8 protein-coding genes are annotated in these 22,751 nt (G+C 46.9%); all 8 read left to right on the top strand.

Features of this window, described 5'->3' with window-relative positions; translation table 11 throughout:
* Positions 1–368: 368 nt before the first annotated feature.
* The 8 genes from IGI78_RS10470 (at position 369) to kdpA (ending at position 22,748) form a co-directional block, all read left to right on the top strand.
* Entirely contained in the window at positions 369–9,761 is a 9,393-nt protein-coding gene (locus tag IGI78_RS10470; RefSeq protein ID WP_195264917.1) for an Ig-like domain-containing protein, read from the top strand.
* Positions 9,762–9,863: 102 nt separating this feature from the next.
* Positions 9,864–11,333: an adhesive domain-containing protein gene (locus IGI78_RS10465; RefSeq protein WP_195264919.1), complete on the top strand. Its 1,470-nt coding sequence runs from the start codon at positions 9,864–9,866 to the stop codon at positions 11,331–11,333.
* A 14-nt stretch (positions 11,334–11,347) separates the two neighbouring features.
* Positions 11,348–11,656, top strand: a complete 309-nt coding sequence (locus tag IGI78_RS10460; protein WP_195264921.1) for a hypothetical protein — start codon at positions 11,348–11,350, stop codon at positions 11,654–11,656.
* A complete protein-coding gene (locus IGI78_RS10455; protein WP_430617996.1) occupies positions 11,653–12,300 on the top strand; it encodes a WxL domain-containing protein in 648 nt (215 codons plus the stop codon). The genes IGI78_RS10460 and IGI78_RS10455 overlap by 4 nt, the downstream gene beginning before the upstream one ends.
* A gap of 110 nt (positions 12,301–12,410) precedes the next feature.
* Positions 12,411–13,454 (top strand): DUF916 and DUF3324 domain-containing protein, encoded by a 1,044-nt coding sequence (locus IGI78_RS10450; RefSeq protein WP_142424404.1) that lies wholly within the window; start codon positions 12,411–12,413, stop codon positions 13,452–13,454.
* Positions 13,455–14,111: 657 nt separating this feature from the next.
* Positions 14,112–14,840, top strand: a complete 729-nt coding sequence (locus IGI78_RS10445) for a LytTR family transcriptional regulator DNA-binding domain-containing protein (RefSeq protein ID WP_195264925.1) — start codon at positions 14,112–14,114, stop codon at positions 14,838–14,840.
* Positions 14,841–14,868: 28 nt separating this feature from the next.
* Positions 14,869–20,799 (top strand): bacterial Ig-like domain-containing protein, encoded by a 5,931-nt coding sequence (locus IGI78_RS10440; RefSeq protein ID WP_195264927.1) that lies wholly within the window; start codon positions 14,869–14,871, stop codon positions 20,797–20,799.
* Between the two features lie 272 nt (positions 20,800–21,071).
* Positions 21,072–22,748: a potassium-transporting ATPase subunit KdpA gene (kdpA, locus tag IGI78_RS10435; RefSeq protein ID WP_195264929.1), complete on the top strand. Its 1,677-nt coding sequence runs from the start codon at positions 21,072–21,074 to the stop codon at positions 22,746–22,748.
* Positions 22,749–22,751 lie beyond the last annotated feature (3 nt).

Here is a 22,751-nt window from a genome sequence, read left to right as displayed (position 1 = left end):
AACCTTTTATGTTTTCTGAGGCTAAATTAAGTGTTTTTTTAATTATTTATCGTGTTTATAATTTGTTGGAAAGAAATAAATTTGCTAGAATTTTGGTACACAGTGTGTTCGTTTAGTTATTTTATTTTTATGATTCACAAGCGATTTCTACTATGCTGCTAAACTATTTGAACAAAAATCACTGGGTTTTTCAGAAAGCATGCGAAAAAACGTCGCGATGCGATCGGTTACTTTTGTTTTCTCTCTATGCCTTTGGGTGTTGGGTTGAAATAGATTTTCATCTGGTATTAAAGGGGGAAAGAAGGATTCCAGAGATCATCAGTTTTATCTTTTGTCGGTTAAATTTTTTTCGAACAGGAGGAGAATGAATGAAAGGCGTTAATTATAAAAAGCTCATGGATTCAAAGAAAAACACACGCGTTCGAACAAAGAAAAACATTATTGCGAATTTAACTGTCAGTGGGATGTTGTTGACGAGTACAGTGGTCGTGCCAGCAAGTTTGTTATGGGCACCAACGACGGTTGAAGCTGCTTTGGTTTCAGCTGAACTTTTCTCAGATATCACAGCATCTAATAACTCAGGCACGAGTGCGTCTGCACCTTATGCAACTCCTGGTGCAACGAACCAAGTCAATTTCTCGATTTCTGGATCAAATGCAGTAACGGTTGATGTCTTGAATGGGGATAAAGTCGCGGTTGTTGGGGTTCCTCAAGGCCTTACTGGTTTGGTTCAACCGGCAGGGAATGCATCGATTTCCACCAATGTGATACTCCAACTGGGGAATTTCCCAGCCTTGCAAACGCTGATCGGTACAGTCACGCCAGCAGTCAATACCTTGATTAGCACGGTGGATGGAATCGTCAATCAAAATTTAGCTGATGCACTGGATATTCCGCCAACAATCGTTGGGGGCTTGCCAAATCCGTTGTATACGGCAGCTTCAATCGTGGATGTCAGCCAGGTGATTTCCGTCAACTTAGATGAAATCACGACCCAGTTAGACTTATTAAATCAACTTGGACAATTTGGCCAAGCGAATTTTGAAGTTCCAGCTGGACTAACCGAAAACGAACGTGCCCTGATCGCCAATGTGGATGATGGTTTATTTATCGTTATCAATCAACGCATCAATCAAATTCTCGATAATTTACAAGCAACCCAGATTCAAGTCAGTATTTTGGATGGTGCAAGTGGGATTCCAGGCATCGGTACCTTGATCGGTCAAATCAATACGTTGGTACAAAGTACCGTTAATACAGCGAAAGCTACTTTGAACGCAACAGTTGAAACGGCACAAACAGTCTTCAATGCAACGACAGATTTAGCAGATCAAATCGCTTCTGCATCTGTTTTAGGTCAAACCAATGTGGTCATTCCAACGAATGTCACCAGTCCGACCTATGCACAATTGGTTGAAAACGGCGTGGCGAATCCATCTAATCCTTACGAAGCCCGCTTCGAAGGAACGATGTCGCAACTTGATTTGATCACCATTGATTTGTTTACGGATGCTGACGGCAATAACTCGATCTGGTTTGCACCAGATACACCAGAAGATCAAACTGATACACCAACGATCAATCCATTGACAGCAGGGGAGACGACGATCAGCGGAACAGCTGGGCCAGGAGCAGCCATTACATTGGCGATCAACGGCGGAGCACCTATTGCGACAACCGCAGATGGTGACGGTAATTGGACGGCGGATGTCGCTGAATTGGTGGAAGGCGATACAGTCACAGCCGTAGCGGAAGCTGATGGCGAATCGGCGAGTGAGCCTGCAACGGCAACGGTAGCAGCACCAGTGGTCAATGCACCAACGGCTTCGATTACAGGAAATAGTACCGATGGGTACCCTGTGACGGGGACAGCCGCAGCAAATGCAGCCATTGAAATCACCAATGCCGAAGGTGAAGTCGTTGGCTCTGGGACGGCAAATGAGAACGGCAACTACAGTATCACGTTGAACCCAGCAGATGTAGCAGAAAATGAAAACTTGAATGTTGCCGCAATCGTCACTGCCGGTGGCCAAACTTATCGCAGTGGCAATACGCCAATCGTCGTTCCAGCAGACGATGCCGAGCAACAAACGGGAACACCAACGATTCAACCGGTGACTGCCGGGGATACAAGCGTCAGCGGAACGGCTGAGCCGGGTGCCTCGATTACTGTGACCGTCAACGGGGCAGATCCGATCGTGACAGAAGCGGATGAAGAGGGCAATTGGCGTGTTGATGTGGCCGAAGTGTCAGAAGGCGATACGGTTTCAGCTGTTGCCGAATTAACAGGACAAACGCCAAGCCAACCGGCAAGCACCACCGTGTCCGCCTTAACGGTCAATGCACCGACGGCTTCGATTACAGGAAATAGTCAAGAGGGCTATCCAGTGACTGGAACAGCAGCACCAAATGCGGCCATTGAGATCACCAATGCGGATGGCGAAATTGTCGGAACAGGTACCGCCAATGAGAATGGCGTTTATGCAGTCACGTTAGATCCAGCAGATGTTGAAGCGGAAGAAACCCTCAATGTGACGGCGATTGTCACCGCTGGTGGCGAAACCTACCGTAGCAGCCCAACACCTGTTGTGGTGCCTGCGGATATTTTGCAGACGGAAACACCAACGATCGATCCAGTCAGTGCTGGAGATACGACCGTTAGTGGGACAGCCGAACCGGGGGCAACGGTAACGATCACGCTTCCTGAAGGCGACCCAATCACGGCTGAAGCCGATGATGAAGGCAACTGGGAAGCAACGGTTCCTGAATTATCAGAAGGCGATTCCGTGACGGTTGTAGCTGAGTCTGAAGGCAAAGATCCGAGTGCCCCAATCACCGTGAGTGCAAACGGTTTAACCGTGGGGGCGCCAACGGCTACGATCACCGGAAATAGCACAGACGGGTATCCAGTAACGGGAACGGCGACTGCCAATGCAGCGATTGAAATTTTGAATGAAGCCGGCGATGTTGTTGGTAGCGGAACAGCCGATGACGATGGCAACTTCACGATCACCCTTGATCCTCAAGAGGTGGCAGCTGGCGACAACTTACGGGTTGAAGCGATCGTGACGGCTGGTGGTGAAGACTATCGCAGTACAGGCACACCGCTTGTAGTTCCTGCAGATGATGTAGAAAACTTGACTGAAACACCAACGATCGACCCAGTAACAGCTGGAGATACGACCGTCAGCGGAACGGCTGAACCAGGAGCAACTGTGACAATCACGCTGCCTGAAAGCGATCCGATCACGGCAGAAGCCGATGATGAAGGCAATTGGGAAGCGACGGTACCAGAATTAACAGAAGGCGATACGGTAACTGTCGTTGCCGAAGCCGAAGGCAAAGAGCCAAGTGCCCCGATTACCGTGACCGTGGATGGCGTTACTGTCAGTGCACCGAGCGCTTCCATCACAGGCAATAGTACGGATGGCTATCCGGTCAGCGGAACAACGACACCGAATGCGGCCATTGAGATTTTGAATGAAGCAGGCGATGTCGTTGGTAGCACGACGGCGGATGACACGGGTGTTTATACCGTGACCTTAGATCCAGCCGATGTGGCGCCAGAAGAAGCCTTGCAGGTGGTGGCAGTTGTGACAGCGGGCGGTCAAGACTACCGCAGTAATGCCACACCAATCACGGTACCAGCAGACATTGAACAAACAGGAACACCAACGATCGATCCGGTCACAGCAGGTGATACCACGATTAGCGGAACGGCAGAACCAGGATCGACGGTTACTGTCACCATCACCGATCAAGAACCAGTAACGGCTGAAACGGATGACGAAGGAAACTGGCTTGCAGAAGTGCCAGCAGTCTCTGGTGGTGATACAGTCACAGTCGTTGCGGAAGCCGAAGGCAAAGAGCCAAGCGCGCCAATCAGCGTAGGAGTCACAGGAGTGACTGTAGCAGCACCGACAGCGATCATCAGCGGAAATAGTACTGATGGTTATCCAATCACAGGTTCAGCTGCAGCGAACGCAGCGATCGAAGTGTTGAATGAGTCAGGCGATGTGATTGGTACTGGCACAGCTGATGGTGATGGAAACTATACGGTAACTATCGCACCAGCCGATGCAGCACCAGAAGAAACCTTGTCTGTCGTTGCGATCGTAACAGCTGGCGGGGATCAGTATCGTAGTCCTGCCACACCAGTGACGGTCCCAGCAGATGAGCTTGAACAAACAGCATCACCAACGATCGACCCAATCAACGCCGGGGATACGACGATCAGCGGAACGGCAGAACCAGGCGCAACGGTGACGGTAACGATCCCAGGAGAAGATCCGGTCACTGGCGAAGCCGATGACGAGGGGAACTGGACGGTTGACGTTCCTGAAGTTTCTGAAGGAGAAACCGTCACAGTGGTCGCACAAGCACCAGACAAAGACCCAAGTGCACCAATCAGTGTTGGGGTCAATGGATTGACGATCGCTACGCCAACTGCGACGATCAGTGGTAATAGTACCGATGGTTACCCAGTAACGGGAACGGCACCAGCCAATGCAGCCATCGAAATCTTGAATGCCGATGACGAGGTCGTAGCTACTGGCACCGCCAATGACGAAGGCCAATATACGATTACGTTAACGAGTGAGGATGCGTCTCCCGCTGAAACCTTACGGGTGATAGCTGTAGTCACAGCCGGTGGTCAAGATTACCGCAGTGCGGCTGCCCCAATCACAGTACCATTGGATCAAACTGCAGTCCCAACGATTGAAACGGTGACAGCCGGCGACACCACCATCAGCGGAACGGCTGAACCCGGCGCGACAGTTTCGATAACGATTGGTGACGCAGAGCCAGTCACTGCCGACGCAGATGACGAAGGCAATTGGACGGCAACGGTGCCCGAGGTTTCTCAAGGAGAAATTGTTTCCGTGGTAGCGACCCTTGATGGGGAAACACCAAGTGATGCAGCTACGGTCGTCGTAAATCCACTCAGTGTGGCGACACCGACAGCAGCGATCAGCGGCAATAGTTCGGAGGGGTATCCAGTAACCGGAACGGCCACGCCAAATGCAGCGATTGAGATCTTAAATGAAGCCGGTGAGGTTGTTGGTAGCGGTGAAGCAAATGAGGAAGGTGCTTACAGCATCACATTGAGCAGCGACGATGTTGATCCTTCAGAAGCGCTTCAGGTGGTGGCAGTGGTAACCGCTGGCGGCGATGAGTACCGTAGTGCGCCGCTCTCCATCGTGGTACCAGCAGACCAAACGACCACCCCAACGATCGATCCAGTGCAAGCCGGTGATACATCCGTCGGAGGAACTGCCGAACCTGGTTCAACGGTGACGGTCACGATTCCTGGAGAAGATCCAGTGACTGCCGAAACGGATGAGGAAGGCAATTGGACAGTCACCGTACCAGAACTTTCAGAAGGCGACACGGTCACAGTGGTTGCTGAAGCTGAAGGCAAAGACCCAAGTGCACCAATCAGTGTTGGTGTCGGTGCCTTGAACGTGGCTGCACCAACCGCAACGATCACGGGCAACAGTACTGACGGCTATCCAGTCACAGGGACAGCACCAGCCAACGCAGCGATTGAGATCTTAAATGCTGCCAATGAAGTGGTAGGCAGTGGTACTGCCAATGGAGACGGTGAGTATACGATCACCTTGACAGAAGGTGTTTCACCAGCAGAAACCTTGCGCGTGGTGGCTATCGTATCAGCCGGCGGTCAAGACTATCGCAGTCCAGCAACTACTATCGTGGTGCCAGAAGATAACGCAGAAGACCAAACAGCAGCACCGACTGTCGCACCCGTGATTGCTGGGGCTACAACCGTTAGCGGAACGGCTGAACCTGGGGCAGATGTAACGGTTGAACTACCAAACGGCGATACTGTTACAGTGGCAGCGAATGACCAAGGTGAGTGGACGGCAACTGTGCCGACGGTTTCTCTGGATGATGTCTTGACAGTTACTGCCTTGGCAGACGGCAAAACAGAAAGTTTACCAGTTACAGTGACGGTGCAAGGGCTGATCGTGGCAGCACCAACGGCAACGATTTCTGGCAATAGTGAAGATGGTTATCCCGTAACTGGTACAGCACCAGCCAATGCGGCAATCGAAATCTTAAATGCTGATGATCAAGTGATTGACACAGGAACAGCCAATGAGAATGGCGTTTACACCGTTACCTTGACCAGTGAAGAGGCATCAGCAGGAGAAACGGTCCGTGTCGTTGCCATCGTTTCAGCAGGTGGGGATGACTTCCGTAGTCAACCAACAGCTGTCGTGGTGCCAGCGGATCAAACGGCGACACCAACGATCAACCCATCTGTGGCTGGCGCAACACAAATCAGCGGGACAGCCGAGCCGGGAGCAACAGTCAATGTGACGGTCGGTGAGCAAGACCCAATCACCGGTGAAGTTGACGAAGAGGGCAATTGGCAAGTTGATGTGCCAGAGCTTTCCGAAGGGACGACTGTTACGGCAGTGGCAGAAGTAGAAAATGAAACACCAAGTACACCAGCAACGATCACGGTCGGGGCATTAACGGTGGCGGCGCCTAGTGCGTCTATCAGCGGCAATGCAGCCGATGGCTATCCAGTGACTGGAACAGGACCAGCGAATGCGACCATCGAAATCTTGAATGAAGCTGGCGAGACAGTAGGAACGGGTACGACCAATGCTGCAGGGGGTTACACGATCGCTTTGACTAGTGAAGATGTCTCTCCTGAAGAAAACTTGACGGTGGTTGCGGTGGTCACAGCAGGTGGCAAGGATTATCGCAGTCCAGCGACACCGATCATGGTGCCAGCTGAACCGGGTGAAAATCAAACAACGGCACCCACTGTTGATCCAATCAAAGCAGGCGATAAAACAGTTAGCGGAACGGCCGAACCTGGCTCAACTGTGACTGTAACACTACCTGATGGCACAGAAGAAACCGCCGAAACAGATGACGAAGGCAACTGGAGTGTCGATGTGCCTGAATTGTCTGAAGGAGATACCATCACGGTCGTCGCAGACAGTGACGGCAAAGACCCAAGTGATCCAATCACTGTCATCGTTGAAGGAGTGACTGTTGCAGCACCAACAGCTTCCATCAGCGGCAACAGCACGGATGGCTACCCAGTGACTGGTACAGCACCAGCCAATGCAGCGATCGAGATCTTGAACGCAGCCAATGAAGTCGTAGGAACAGGCACTGCTGATGGAGACGGCAACTATACAGTGGACTTAACTGCTGAAACTGTCGATCCAGAAGAAACCTTAAACGTCGTTGCCATCGTTACAGCTGGTGGGAAAGAGTACCGCAGTAATCCAACAGCGGTCATCGTACCAGCAGATACGGTAGTGGATCAGACAGCAGCACCAACGATCGATCCAATCACGGCGGGGGATACCAGCATCAGCGGAACTGCTGAACCAGGTTCAACCGTGACGATCACCGTACCAGATGCGGAACCAATCACGGCTGAAACGGATGACGAAGGCAATTGGACAGCAGAAGTACCAGAAGTTTCTGAAGGCGATGCAGTCACTGTTGTGGCTCAATCACCTGACAAAGAGCCAAGCGCTCCAGTCACAGTTGGTGTGGGGGCGTTGACGGTCACTGCACCTAGTGCAACTATCACAGGCAATAGCACGGATGGCTATCCAGTAACTGGAACGGCACCAGCCAATGCCACCGTACAAATCTTGAATAGCGATGGACAAATCGTTGGTTCAGGAACCGCAGACGCGCAAGGGAACTACAGTATCACTCTTGAACCAACAGCTGTTGCACCAGCGGAAAGCCTAACAGTCGTTGCAGTTCAGACAGCTGGCGGCAAAGAATACCGCAGTAATGCGACACCGATCGTGGTACCTTTGGATCAAGAAGAGCAACAAACTGCAACACCAACGATCGATCCAGTCAAAGCTGGCGATACTTCGATCAGCGGGACTGCCGAACCAGGTTCAACGGTGACGGTAACGATTGGTGAAAATGAACCAATCACGACCGAAACGGACGAAGAGGGCAATTGGACAGTCGAGGTACCTGAAGTTGCGGAGGGTGATACCGTCACTGTTGTGGCACAATCCCCTGAAAAAGATCCTAGTGCACCAATCACAGTGAGTGTGGATGGCATCACGGTTTCAGCACCGACTGCTTCGATCACCGGCAATCCAGAGGATGGTTACCCAGTGACGGGGATGGCAGCGCCAAATGCGGCGATTGAAATCTTGAATGAAGCGGGGGATGTCGTTGGATCAGGCAATGCCGATGAAAATGGCAACTACACGATCACGCTCTCTGGTGAAGACGTTTCTCCTGAAGAATCGTTGAACGTCGTTGCGATCATCACCGCTGGCGGCAAAGACTACCGAAGTAATGCCACACCAATCGTAGTGCCCGTTGAGAATACGATCGATCAAACGGCCACACCAATCATCGAACCAGTCACAGCTGGTGACACGACCATCACTGGTTCTGCTGTAGCGGGAGCGATGGTCACCGTGACGGTAACGGGCGAAGAAGCGGTTGAAAGCCAAGCAGATGAAGCAGGAAATTGGTCAGTAGACGTTGCGGAAGTTTCTCGAGATGAAATCGTAACAGCAGTGGCGCAAAGTGAAGGAGAAACCGCCAGTGAACCAGCAACGACCGTTGTCAGTGGTATCACGGTCAACGCACCTTCAGCGTCCATTACTGGGAATTCACAAGATGGCTATCCAGTAAGTGGGAACGGACCTGCCAATGCAGCGATTGAAATTCTTAATGAAGCAGGAGATGTCGTTGGAACAGGCACTACCGATGAAAATGGTGACTATACGATCACGTTGACTAGCGAAGATGTCGCACCAGAAGAAAACTTATCGGTTGTGGCGATCGTCACTGCCGGTGGGGATGACTACCGCAGTAATGCGACCCCAATCGTCGTGCCTGTCGATGATGAAAGCATCAAAACTGATACACCAACCATTGACCCAGTCACGGCTGGTGATACAACGATCAGCGGAACGAGTGAGCCAGGTGCGACGATCACCGTTACCATCAGTGATCCGTTAACAAGTAGCTTACTGACTATCTTCGCAGCTGAAGGACCGATCACAACGATCGCCGATCAAAATGGTGACTGGGATGTTGAGTTATCCGCGGAAGCGACGGAAGGCGAAACTGTTACGGTTCTTGCTTTAGCCGAAGGCGAAACCTTAAGTGATCCGACGACGACCGTAGTCGGTGCCTTGACGGTTGACGCACCGATTGCCACGATCACTGGCAATCCTACCGATGGCTATCCAGTCTTCGGGAATGGGCCAGCCAATGGGACGATCGAAATCTTGAATGAAGCGGGTGACGTTGTCGGAACTGGAACGACCAATGGAAATGGCGCCTTCAGCATCACATTAGACCCAGAGGATGTTTCACCAGAAGAAACCCTTAACGTTGTGGCTATCGTTACAGCAGGTGGCAGAGAATACCGCAGTGCAGCAACACCAATCGTGGTACCAACGGGTGACAATGGTACGGATGGTTCAGATGGTACTGACGGCACGGACGGTACCGATGGAACGGATGGCACTAATGGTTCTAATGGTACCAATGGCACGGACGGAAGCAACGGCGCTTGGGGTAACTGGGGCAGTTGGGGGAACAACAACGGCAACGGCAGCAATAACAACCAAAGCTGGTGGGGAAGTAAGTACCTACCGAAAACGGGATCCGAAGGAACTTGGTATGCTTCAGTAATCGGAGCAGCAGTCTTTGTTGTCGGAGGAATTGGCTTGTTCTTCAAAGCAAGAAAGAAAAAAGACCAACAAAAATAGCATGACTTTACCAGCGGAGTGGACATCCTCCGCTGGTATCTCTAGTGAATAATAGTTTTGAAGCAATGATCATCGTTTCGTAAAGAAAGGGTTAGAAATGGTATGAAAAGCAGAAGGAGGGAAAAACGTTTTTTCAAATGGACGATCGCTCAGTTGATTTTCTTGTTGACCAGCATCAGTTTCGTCAATTTGTATCTTTTAACAACGACAATAAAAGCCGAAGCAGCAGTGAATGTTTTAGATGTGGAGATTTTAAGCAATTTAACAAGTGCCAATACAAGTGGCACCTCAGTAAGCGTTCCATGGCCAGGCAGCGTGACAAATCGACCAGTGACCTTTTCGATCAAAGGCAACGGCGGGTTGAACGCTTCTGTCAATGTCAGTGGGGAAGATAAATTTGCTTTATTAGCGATCCCAGCAGAATTGAGAACTAGCATCAGTGCCAATGGATCAGCAGCCATCAAGACGTCGACCACAGTCAATATTGCCAATGTCCCACTGCTGAATGCGATCTTAACGGCACTTGATTCCTTGACCAGTTCACTAAATCTCAACCTTGGGATTGTTCAAATCGATTTGACAGCGATCAATCAGCAGATTTCTTTACTAAAAACTGTCGGAAATATCGGGAATGTAGAAATAACGAGTCCGTTGCAGTTCACCACCCAAAGAGAAGCATTGTATACCAATATGAGTTCGAACCTTGGTGTCGTCTTAGGAACCAATGTCCCGCAAATTCTACGGAATTTAAGTACCGCGATTCAAAATACTCAGATCCGAGTAATCGGCATCGATATTGGCGGCGTCGTTCGCGCATTGCTGCAAGGGTTGCTCAATACTCTGCTTAGCACCGTGAATTCAGCGTTGAATGATTTGGCAACTGTCCAAGAACAGCTGGCGGATGCAGCTGTTTTAGGAGCAACGGATGTTCAAATTCCGACGTTACTTTCAGGTCCAGGACAGTTGACCGCAAATTGGACCGCCAATTTTTCCGCTTCTGTGTTGAAGGCAAAGCCGACGGATATCAATCTCTTGAACTTTAGTGCGCTAAATATCAGTAGTCGCCAAACTATGGTTTATTTTATGGTCGAAGCATTGACGATGGATCGGACGAACTTGCCGACTCAGCTGAATTTTGGCCGACATGCCATTCAAACGAAAAAGAGCGAGACATGGCGGGCAACCGCCAACGGCGATCAAAGCGCAGCTGCTACAACTGGGCTTTTACGGATCAATGATACCCGCAATCGGCAGAAAAAATGGCAAGTGAAGGTCAGACAATCCACCAATTGGGTCAATGATACACGCACATTGCCAGCCGCCGAATTAAGGGTTCAGCTAGGAACTGTCAATTCAACCTTTACGGACGGTCGAGTGGTTTTACCTGATAATGCAACGATTGCCCTGCAGCAAAATGTCGAAAAAAATGTGGTGACGTTGGAAAATGCGGCATCGACTGGTGGACTGACTGTTCATTTTTCCCAGTTCAATTTATTTGTACCTGAGAAAACACCTAAATTTCAAGGTCAGTATCGCGCCACAGTCGTGTGGACCGTTTCCGATACACCTTGAAAAGGAAGAGCAGAATGAAAAAAAATTCCCTTGTGCTGCTTTTGATTTTGCTGATCGGCAGTTTCTACAGTATCGTTCTATCAGCAGTAGCCAATACGACGACCGGCAACATTGAATTTTATGAAGGACCAACGGAAACATCTAGCAGTGATTCCATTGATGAAGAAATTGAACCAACGACCAGTCAAGAAACGGTCACTAACGCGGAAGAACCGCTGCCGCAGCTTTCAGAGGCCAATTACTTTTGGCTGCCCATAATAGGCGGATTCTTCATTAGTCTGACATTGATCTTTAGCATCAAAAAAAGGAGGACGGTAAAATGATTTCAAAGAAATACGTAGTGGGGGCATTAGGAATATTGACATCACTTAGCATCGGTGCGACAGTGCAAGCGGACGACACGACCGGTGTCGTAGAATATACCTCTGGTGGCATCGTGTTTGACCCGGATAAAGGCGGGAGTGATCCCAATACGCAGCTACCAACGAATTTAGATTTTGGTGCCCATGAGATCCAAACAGAAAATGCCGAAACGTGGGTGGCTACTACGGATGGGACTGGACTACCTGGGGATGGGTCAACGCTGCAAAGAGGGGCATTTGCGGTCAGCGATAACCGAGGACAGGCGAACTCTTCTTGGGCAATCAAAGTACGGCAAGCAACCCAATTTACGGCAGGAGACAGCACGTTGGACGGTGCGGTATTAACAGTAGATACGGGTACCTTGACCAACAACTTAAGTTTGCCGCCAACCGGAGCCAGTGATATTGCCAATGGCGAGCTTGATTTTGCGGCGATCAACAATGAGTATACCTTCTTGACCGCCAACGCTGGCGAAGGGATCGGTGAAACGTCGATGCCTCTAGAACAATTTACCCTTTCGATCCCAGCCAATACGGAAAAACAATCAGCAACCTATCAAACGACCCTCGTTTGGACGATCAGCAGTGCGCCGACGACCCCATAGGGCAGTAGTCATTGCGTAACAGTTAGCAGAAAAAAGCAGCTTGCCTGAGCGGCTGCTTTTTATGCTAGCTGATTTTTCTTTCCTATTTTGTGTAGAAAGGATCTGACAGGATGCATCAGAAGAAAGTTCGAGGCAAAGGATTTCAGTATTGGGTAGTAAGTATTCTAACGGTCTTATTTTTCATTGGTACTAGCAGTACGGGGGCAGCAGATTCGCTTGATACCTTCGATGTTCAAATCAAATTGCCAGAGTCACAGCGGGACAAAGAGTTGATGTACTATGATTTGTTGCTGGAGCCCAAGGCAGAAGAAAAACTAGCAGTCATGGTTTCCAATAAAAGCGAGCAACCGATCAATCTACAGCTATCCTTTAATCGGGCGGTCACGAACATGACGGGTGTCGTTGAGTACTCTGGGGTAAATGAGGAAGCAACGTCTTCTGCTCCGTACGCGATCGAAGAACTCGTTACTTTAAGTGATGAAACCCTTTCATTAGCCCCTAATGAACAAAAAGAAATCACCTTGACAGTCCGGATGCCATCTGAATCCTTTGATGGGATTTTGGCAGGGGGACTATACGTCCAGCAAACCGGCAGTCAAGAATTTCAAGGGAATGTTCAAAACCTATTAGCCAGAGAAGTAGCAGTATTGCTTCGAAACAAAGAATCAGACATCTCGCCAGCGGTCCAAATTGAAGAAGCCCATTTGGATGAGATCAATCGCCGTAATGTCATCATCGTAGCGGTGGAAAATACAGCGGCCGATTATCTTAGTAAAGCTACGCTTACGTACGAAGTATTTCATGATGGGCAAGCAACCGCCATCAAAGGGGAAAAAGAGATCCAATTAGCGCCCAATGCATTAATGAATTACGCACTGCCATTAGAGGGAAACGAACTGCTTTCAGGAGAGTATAAAATAAAAACGACCCTCCAAGCCGCCGATCAAGAATGGCAAGGAGAGCCTACCTTCCAAGTTGCAAGTCAAGAAGCGCAAGAAAGAAACGAGCAAGATGTCAGTATTGAAGAAACCTCTTCGCCGCTCCTTCTCTATTTATCGATTGGTAGTGTTTTATGTCTGATCATCGCCTATTTGATTTGGCATAATCGAAAACTAAAACGAGCATTAAAAAAAACAGATGATGAAACCCCATGAGCACTTGTAAGAAATTCCTTAATAATATAGAAGGAAAAAAGAAAACAATTAAAATTCATGGGATGCATGTAAATCAGAAGTATAAAAAAAGCAGCAAACAGGCCATTTATTGTTCGAAATAAATGGTTTTTTGTCGTGTCCATGAAGATTCGATATGGTAAATTAAGTAGAAAATTTTTTTGATTGCATCTTGCAGCAGCTAACTATCACTTTTATTTTGATGGAAAATCTTCAGAGGAAACAGTTGATTACCCATGACCGGACTGCCCCTAGAGAAGGGTAGCTTTTTTTTTGCGAAAAAATGAAGAATAAATAACAATTAATTTTTTATTTGAACGAAAGTTATTTTTATGAAAATCACTAGAAATCTTGGGCAGTAGTCAGTAAGCTTTGGAATAGCTAACGAGTTAAACTACTTAAAAAAACATAAGTTATTATTGTTGTTTGCGCTTTCTGACTTATAAATGTGTTAAGAAAGCAGTACGTCGGGGTCTCCTTTACTATAATAGGTTTAGACCAATTATAAAGTCTTTTCTTACTTTGTTTTTAATTTAAACTACCTTTTTTGCATAAACGTTTCGTTAATCCGTTTGAAAGTGCAAGCAGGCATTTTTAATTAAGAATACAATTAGAAATGATGTGAAAAGGAGAATTAAGATGTCTGCAAATTTGAGCAATTTCGCTGTTTATATAGTAGATGACAACTTTTTTAATGGAAATGTGATGAAAAAAATGATCACTGAAAGTCATGTTCCTTATTCTATGGTGGAGATCATTTCACCGGACGAACTAGCTTCTTTTCTTGACGGATACCTAACAGATGTGAACGATCTCTTCTTATTTTCCATTGAAATGATGGGATTTGATCGAAGCTTTCAATTAGCAGGGCGATTGAGGGAGCAGTGCAAAAAGTGTCAAATTGCTTTTTATGGTGCCTATGCGTCCAAAATCGAAATCAAGAAACTGAATCTTATCTGTCCTTTAGGAATCATCGATACAGAAGAAAAGGAGGTGGCAATGCAGCTAAGAAATTTATTAACGGAAGCGATCGAAGTCAAACGATCACTACTCGGAAAAAAGCACTTATTAAAAATCGTCAGTAAACGAGAGTTGATGGTGGTTGATGCAGAAGCAATCAACTATATTACAACGATCAAAGGAGAGCGAAACCGAATCGTATTCCATCAAAAAAAATCAGTTGAGTGCCTTGAAACTTCGTTAAAGGTCGTCAAACAGCTAGATTTGCCCGATTATTATAAAGTATTCAAATCGTACATTATTAATGCGCGACAAATCAAAATGATTGATCGAACAAACAATGTTCTTTGCTTTTTTAATGGGGAAGAATTAGAAGTCGGGAAAAAAATTCGTAAGGCAATTAGTTAAAACTACATATATTTAGTGGAGGAAAAAAATGAAAAAGAGAAATAAACGAATTCGTCATGGCATTGTTGTTACCGCTTTAGGTCTGTCCCAAGTGATCACTCCGGTCATGGCGCTTGCGGAAACCACGGAACAGGAACAAACCATTCGTACTTTAGATAACGCAAATCATCTGCTGGAATCAACTAGCGGCGTTGCCAATGAAACAAACACAAGCGATGCGCAAACAACTGAAACTACTCAAACGGATCGTCCTTCAGAAGAAAGCGGCGAAGCAACCTCAGAGACGGATGCAGCAGCAACGAGTCAAAGTGAAACGCCTGCTACAACTTCTTCAACACATACAGTAGATACCACAGATTCGACGCAAGCAAGTTCTTCAGAAACCGAATCGAAAGAGGCAAAAGGAGCCGAAAAGAGTTCCCGTGTCAGCACCCGCATCAATGGACAAGAGCTTTTAGAAAAAGGCACATTACTGACGATTGCTGGTGAGGAGTTCAGTCAAACGGAAGAAACGCGGATTTTAAACAATAGTCCGGTGAAACTGAAATTAGACTTTGAAATCAATGACGAAGACTATTTAGCCGGCACCACTGCTGTTTTTGACCTGCCGGAAGGCCTGGGTTTTAGTGATATGCAAGGATCAAATGAAGCAATCAATGCTTCGTGGGCAGTAGATAGTGCCGCCCATCAATTAACGATCACCTTTAACCAATCCATTCATGATGCATCGTTTTCGATCGAGTTGACTAGTTATCTTTATTCAGAAGACAAGCCTCAGCTAACCATTGATATGGGCGATCAAAACCAGACAAGCTACGCCATTGATTTGTATGAAGAAGTTGACCCGATTCAATATGTGTCAGAAAAAAATGTCTTTGGGATGCAAGGAATGGTCTACTACAACGTTGATCGGATGTTGTCTGGGACAGAGACCCTCTCATTGCGATTGGTTGATACACCGGGAGCAGTGTTCAAAAAGATTGAGACCCAACCGTTAAAAGTTTTCAGCTATGAGGTGGATATCAAAGGAAAGATCAAGCCAGAAACACAAACAGCCTTAGTCGAAGGGACAGACTACACGATTACCTCAGATAGTCTTTACAGTACTGCTGTTGAGATCAAACAGATGGACAAACAAAAGGCTTATGGGGTTTCTTATCAATTCACCATGAGCTTGACCGCGTTGACGGAATATTCTGCTTCTTTTTCAAAAGGGTATCCGACGACCGGATTTGGTTCGGTTCAGCTAAAATCAACAGCTGCCCAAAATAGAGGGTTTTCCTTTACCGCAAAAACCAGCAAAGATGAAAAGGAAGTCGATTCTAGGTATTATATGGGGGTTGCTTCTGCCAGTTTTATGAATGGCCTTTCTAAAGGAAACTACTATGTATCAATTCATCAAATGCCGACGGAGATGAAAGCAGGCCAACAAATCATTCTTTCGAGTCAAAACGGACAGCCGATCACGGCGAAACAGTTAACAGCAAGAGACGCCTTCTATCAAAATGTGACTTTTACGGATTATTTTTCTGTCGAAAATAATGGGGACAAACTGATTGTGACCGCCACAAAAGACAGCAATCTCACTCTTGGTTCTACCAACATAACCGTACCCTTTGATCAGAAAGATATCATCCTCAATGTCTCGACACCGTTAATTGCTAATAAAGAATTCAAAATCGTTGAAGACAACTACGTCGAACCAATCAGTGTTCTTAATCCCAATAACGCTGAAACGGCTTGGGGAAATTATGATCAAAATGGTGCTTACATGAGTGATACCTCCGTTAACATCGAAGGCAGCACCTCACAACCAATCGAAAATTTACAAATGTTTATTGAACATCCAGAGTATCTTTCTTTGAGAAAGGTACCAAAAGTCAGTTTTTACTACACATTAGGAAAAGATTATACGATTGAAGAAGTAGCAGGCGGAACGATGGTCACCTTTACGTCGCCCATAACCTATTCCGTTCAATTTGATATTGGTTTCAATTACGTGCCAGATAGTTTAGCACCGACAAAATCAATTCCTAATGATACAATTCCAATCACGATTTCCGCGACGGGACTTGACACGGTTCACACCTCCGTCTATACCGGTAGGAAACTATACTCTGAACGTACGCTTCAAAGTAGTAAAAACCAATTTTTGGTCAACGCTCGTCAAGATACCATCAGTGATTTGACTGTGGAGACCCATGTCCCGAAAAACACGGAGGTTGTTTTTTCGATCATTGATGTTTCCAATGATCAAGTAAACGGCATTTATCCGCAATATTGGGATCGCGGCGCTTATAATAATCAAGCCATGAAAGAAAGCGATCCAAATTATCCGACGATCACCCATGATGAGGCAACCAACTATTACACCTTTGACTTTGGGACGACGAATCGACGCTACATCATTTCCTATCAGTACGCCAATGGTTGGCAGGAAATGAGTACGATATATGTGCCTGGTTTTGCAAAAGAGCCGTTATCAAATAATCAGCAAGGATCAGCTACCGTTTCCGTTTCCAATACAGCGACGGATATTATTGGGATTACGCAAAATACCGTGAATAATACAAAAAACATGACGCAGGTCAAGGTCACAACAAAAAATATCGATGATGGCTCGAAAAAGGTAGCCAATCCAACGATTCTTCTTAAATCATTGGGAAATACCAATGGTGAAATCGATCTAGGCTCAATCAATGTTTCGAATGTGCCAGATGACAGCTACGAAGTCAAAGAAGTTGACGGAGACGTACAGCTTGTCTTTTCAAACTATGTTCTAACGAAAAATATCGAAATCAGTTACAACGTACTTTCACAAAACGCCGGCCAAATCTCAGCTTCAGCAACGATCGTTTCTGATACGATTGATACCTTGTCGGAAGCCAAACGGACGGCTACTTCGACGGTGACTAACCTGCAATTTTCGGCAGGTGACTCAAACGGGATCATTTACAAAACTAGTGCGTCACTTGATGTTTATAATACCGAAGAACCAACTCAGAAAATTGCAGGCGTTACATTGATGCTTTGGAATCAGTTGACTGGAGATGTCATTTCTGTCGTAACAGATGAGAAGGGAGAGTATCAATTAGCTGATATTTATACGGGGACCTATACGCTTTATGTTTCCTCCGTCCCAGAAGGCTACGTTGTGCCGCAGGAGCTTCAGCTTGGTAAAGAAATCCAAGTGAATCGGACAGGCAACCAGTTCTCAGTAGGCATCACACCAGAAGAAGATTTATCAACGATCGTCACGAAAGATAGTACGATCTACGTGGGAGACGAGTGGCATGCTGCAGATAATTTTGTCTCGGCAACAGACAAGCATGGCAATGGGATGTCCTTCTCGGAAATTACCGTCAACGGTGAGGTCGACACATCTAAAGTCGGCACTTATGAAGTCAAATACATGAATGGCAACGTGAGCGATACAGCGACAATCACCGTTGTTGCCAACCAAGAAACGGTGGCAGCCAAAGACAGCACGTTATATGTGGGCGATGCATGGACAGCAGAAGATAATTTTCTATCGGCAACGGATAAAGATGGAAACGTCTTGTCACTAACAGAAGTGACCATTATCGGTGAAGTTGACACGGATACACCAGGAGAATACCAAGTTATTTATCGTAACGGCAAAGTCGAAGCAACTGCCACGATCACGGTCTTGGCGGACCAAACTTCGGTCAAAGCCAAAGACAGTACCTTATATGTCGGTGATGACTGGCAAGCTGCTGATAACTTTGTTTCGGCAACGGACAAAACAGGAGCGAATGTCCCATTTTCAAATGTGACCGTTAGTGGAGCCGTGGATACCTCCAAAGAAGGCCAATATCCAGTGGTTTATCAAAACGGCAATCAAAAAGCAGTCGCGACAATTACGGTTGTTGCCAACCAAGCGACCGTTGTTGCCAAAGACAGCACCCTCTATGTTGGTGATTCATGGGAACTAGCAGATAACTTTGTGTCCGCAACAGATAAGTCTGGTCAAGCGCTAACCCTGGCAGATCTTACCACCAGTGGTGAAGTGGATACGAAAGTACCAGGAGAATACCAAGTAACCTATCGCAATGGCAAAGCCGAAGCAACAGCGACGATCACTGTATTGGCAGATCAAACGAGTGTCAAAGCCAAAGACAGTACCTTATATGTCGGTGATGACTGGCATGCGGTTGATAACTTTGTCTCAGCCACAGACAAAACCGGAGCGAATGTCCCATTTTCAAATGTGACCATTAGTGGAGCCGTTGATACTTCCAAAGAAGGTCAATATCCAGTGGTTTATCAAAACGGCAAAGTAAAAGCAACGGCGACGATTACGGTCGTTGCCAACCAAGAAACGGTAGTCGCCAAAGATAGTACGATTTATGAAGGCGATGACTGGCAAGTCGCCGACAACTTCGTGTCGGCAACAGACAAAGACGGCAACGAAGTAAAACTGGCTGATATCACAACAGTAGGTACAGTTGACAACACCACATCAGGGAAATATGAAGTAATTTATCGCAATGGCAAAGCTGAAGCAACAGCGACGATCACTGTATTGGCAGATCAAACGAGTGTCAAAGCCAAAGACAGTACCTTATATGTTGGGGATGACTGGCATGCGGTTGATAACTTTGTTTCGGCAACGGACAAAACAGGAGCGAATGTTCCATTTTCAGGAGTGACGGTTAGTGGCTCAGTTGATACGAGCAAAGAAGGTCAGTACAAAGTTACTTATAGCAATGGTAAAATGGAAGCTATTGCTACGATTACCGTGGTTGCCAACCAAGAAACGGTAGTTGCTAAAGACAGTACGATTTATGAGGGCGAAGACTGGCAAGCCGTCGACAACTTTGTGTCGGCAACAGATAAAGACGGTAACGCAGTAAAACTGGCTGATATCACAACAGTAGGTACAGTCGATAGCGCCACACCAGGGAAATATGAAGTAATTTATCGCAATGGCAAGGCTGAGGCGAAAGCGACGATCACCGTATTGGCTGATCAAACGAGTGTCAAAGCCAAAGACAGTACTCTGTACGTCGGTGACGATTGGGAAGCTGCCGACAACTTTGTCTTAGCTACAGACAAAACGGGAGCAAATCTACCGTTTTCAGGAGTGACAGTTAGTGGCTCAGTCGATACCTCCAAAGCAGGCGAGTATCCAGTGGTTTATCAAAATGGCAATGTAAAAGCAACTGCGATGATTACCGTGGTGGCTGACCAAGAAACGGTAGTCGCTAAAGATAGTACGATTTATGAGGGCGAAGACTGGCAAGCCGCCGACAACTTTGTGTCGGCAACAGATAAAGACGGCAACGAAGTGCAACTGACTGATATCACAACAGTAGGTACAGTTGACAGCACCACACCAGGCAGATACCAAGTAACCTATCGCAATGGCAAAGCCGAAGCAACTGCCACGATCACCGTGTTGGCAGACCAGACCTCTGTGACTGTGAAAGATAGCGTGATTTATGTCGGTGATAACTGGACAGCTGCCGACAATTTTGTCTCCGCTACAGATCGTGACGGTAAGTCACTCGCATTGGAGCAACTGCTGGTGGACGGTTCGGTTGATACGAAGAAAACGGGCACCTATCAAGTCAACTATTCAATCGTAACCGATGAAGCAGCAACTCCTAACTTTTTCGCACGCTTATTTGGTACTGACTCACAAGAAGCAGTCACCGCCACAGCGACGATCAAAGTCATTGAAAAAGCAGAAGAACCAGAGGAGGAAGATCAGCAACCAGAGAAAGATGATTCTGACAAAGGGCAAGAAAAACCAACGGATGCAGGTCAGCCTGGCAAACAAAGCAAAGCGACCGCAAAGGACAAACGGGTGTTACCAAAGACCGGTACAGCCATCACTCAAGGCTATTCGATTGCAGGAGCAAGCCTTGTGGCACTAGCGGGGATCGTCTTCTTTCGTAAGAAACACAAGAACAAAAGCAGAAAAACGAAATAAGTCTCAATGACTCTAGCAGCGGCTATCCTTAATGATAGCCGCTGTTTTTGATTTATTTTCTAAAAAAAACCTGCACTGTTGCGTTTTTCTTGTCTGATAAGCAGACGTATAAAGAAGATATAAAGACTCTAGCAGAAGATTTACACTATTTTTATTTCTTTTTGCGTATGCTTACGTCATGAAGGAGTGAAGAATATGAATCTTGTTTTAGGAATAATCGGAGTGATCGTAATGATCTATCTCTTTTGGTATTTGTTTGAGGGGGGAGAACGATGAGTAGCTATTTTGTGCAAGGCTTTTTATTTTTACTGATCTTACTAGCAGCAGCGGTTCCTTTGGGCTGGTATATCAAAGAAATCATGCAAGGAAAAACACCGCGATTTGTCCGCTTTATTCAACCCATTGAACGGTTGACCTATCGAGTGATTGGTTCAGTCAGCAAAAAAGAAATGACTGCTAAAACCTATTTATTTTCAGTCTTGGTCGTCAGTGTCTTTTCCATCATCGGCTTGACCGGATTATTGATGGTCCAGCACTGGTTACCGCAAGGGGCAGCCGTTGAGAATATGTCCTTTGACTTAGCATTGAACACAGCCGTCAGTTTTGTGACGAACACGAACTGGCAAGCTTACGCTGGGGAAGAAGCACTGACCAATCTTTCCCAAGCATTAGGATTAACGGTGCAAAATTTCTTATCTGCGGCAGTCGGACTAGCCGTACTGTGTGCCTTGATTCGTGGGCTGCAACAAAAACAAAAACGAACTGTAGGAAATTTTTGGCAAGACATCACCCGTTCTTTGCTCTATATTCTTTTACCACTTTCATTGATGTTAGCGATCTTGCTCCTGTCTCAAGGCGTCGTCCAAACGTTGAGCAGCGGCGTGGAAGTCAATGGATTTGAAGGGGAATCCTTTTGGATGGCGCTCGGACCGGTAGCGAGTCAAATCGCCATCAAGCAATTAGGGACCAACGGCGGCGGCTTCTTTGGCGCCAACTCTGCCCATCCATTTGAAAACCCAACGATGCTCAGTAATTTTTTAGAAAACTTAGCGATCTTGTTGCTGCCAGCTGCTTTGATTTTTGCCTTTGGCTTTTGGATCAAAGAGTGGAAACAAGGACGTACGCTCTTGATCACCGCAACCGTCTTTTTGATTCTAGCTTTTATTGGCGTAGTGATCAGTGAAGGTTATGGACCGCAATTCAGTCAAGTGCTTGGGAATGCCAATTTAGAAGGCAAAGAAGTACGTTTCGGTGTCGGTTGGTCGAGTCTCTGGGCAGTGAGTACCACCGCTGCTTCCAGTGGATCAGTCAATGCCATGCTGGATAGTTTCACACCACTCGGGGGTGCGATTCCGATGTTCTTGATGCAGCTGGGAGAAATCATCTTTGGCGGTGTTGGTAGCGGGCTTTATGGCATGATCGCTTTTCTATTATTGACGGTCTTTATCGCTGGTTTATTAGTCGGACGAACACCCGAATATATCGGCAAAAAAATCGAAGCTTTTGACATTAAAATGACGAGTATCGTTATTTTGACGCCATTGCTACTGACGCTTTTCGGGGCTATGTTGATGACCTTACATCCTGACATCATGAGCTGGCTAACCAACCAAGGCGCCCATGGCTTTAGCGAACTGTTGTATGCAGCAACTTCTTTCAGCAACAACAACGGGAGTGCCTTTGGCGGCTTGACCGCAGATACTGTTTTCCTAAATAGTTTGGGTAGTATCTTGATGTTCGTTTCACGTTTCGTTCCCATCGCAGCCATTTTGTATCTCGCAGAAAACATGGGTGCCAAAAAGAAAACCGTTCGTAATGAAGGAACCTTGTCAACCACGAGTCCAGTCTTTGTCACGATGCTGATCATTGTGATCATCGTGATCGGTGCACTGAGCTTTTTACCAGCGATGGCTTTAGGACCAATCGCAGACTTTTTTACAACGAAATAGGAG

Source organism: Enterococcus sp. DIV1767, assembly GCF_050542585.1.
In the GTDB taxonomy this organism is placed as follows: domain Bacteria; phylum Bacillota; class Bacilli; order Lactobacillales; family Enterococcaceae; genus Enterococcus_D; species Enterococcus_D innesii.
The sequence above is the reverse complement of the archived record's forward strand: the minus strand, read 5'-3'. Positions and strand labels throughout refer to the sequence as shown.

Bases quoted from the DNA above. Each gene is read 5' to 3' on its own strand.
- IGI78_RS10470 (WP_195264917.1), top strand. From the start codon at position 369: ATGAAAGGCGTTAATTATAAAAAGCTCATGGATTCAAAGAAAAACACA.
- IGI78_RS10465 (WP_195264919.1), top strand. From the start codon at position 9,864: ATGAAAAGCAGAAGGAGGGAAAAACGTTTTTTCAAATGGACGATCGCT.
- IGI78_RS10460 (WP_195264921.1), top strand. From the start codon at position 11,348: ATGAAAAAAAATTCCCTTGTGCTGCTTTTGATTTTGCTGATCGGCAGT.
- IGI78_RS10455 (WP_430617996.1), top strand. From the start codon at position 11,653: ATGATTTCAAAGAAATACGTAGTGGGGGCATTAGGAATATTGACATCA.
- IGI78_RS10450 (WP_142424404.1), top strand. From the start codon at position 12,411: ATGCATCAGAAGAAAGTTCGAGGCAAAGGATTTCAGTATTGGGTAGTA.
- IGI78_RS10445 (WP_195264925.1), top strand. From the start codon at position 14,112: ATGTCTGCAAATTTGAGCAATTTCGCTGTTTATATAGTAGATGACAAC.
- IGI78_RS10440 (WP_195264927.1), top strand. From the start codon at position 14,869: ATGAAAAAGAGAAATAAACGAATTCGTCATGGCATTGTTGTTACCGCT.
- kdpA (WP_195264929.1), top strand. From the start codon at position 21,072: ATGAGTAGCTATTTTGTGCAAGGCTTTTTATTTTTACTGATCTTACTA.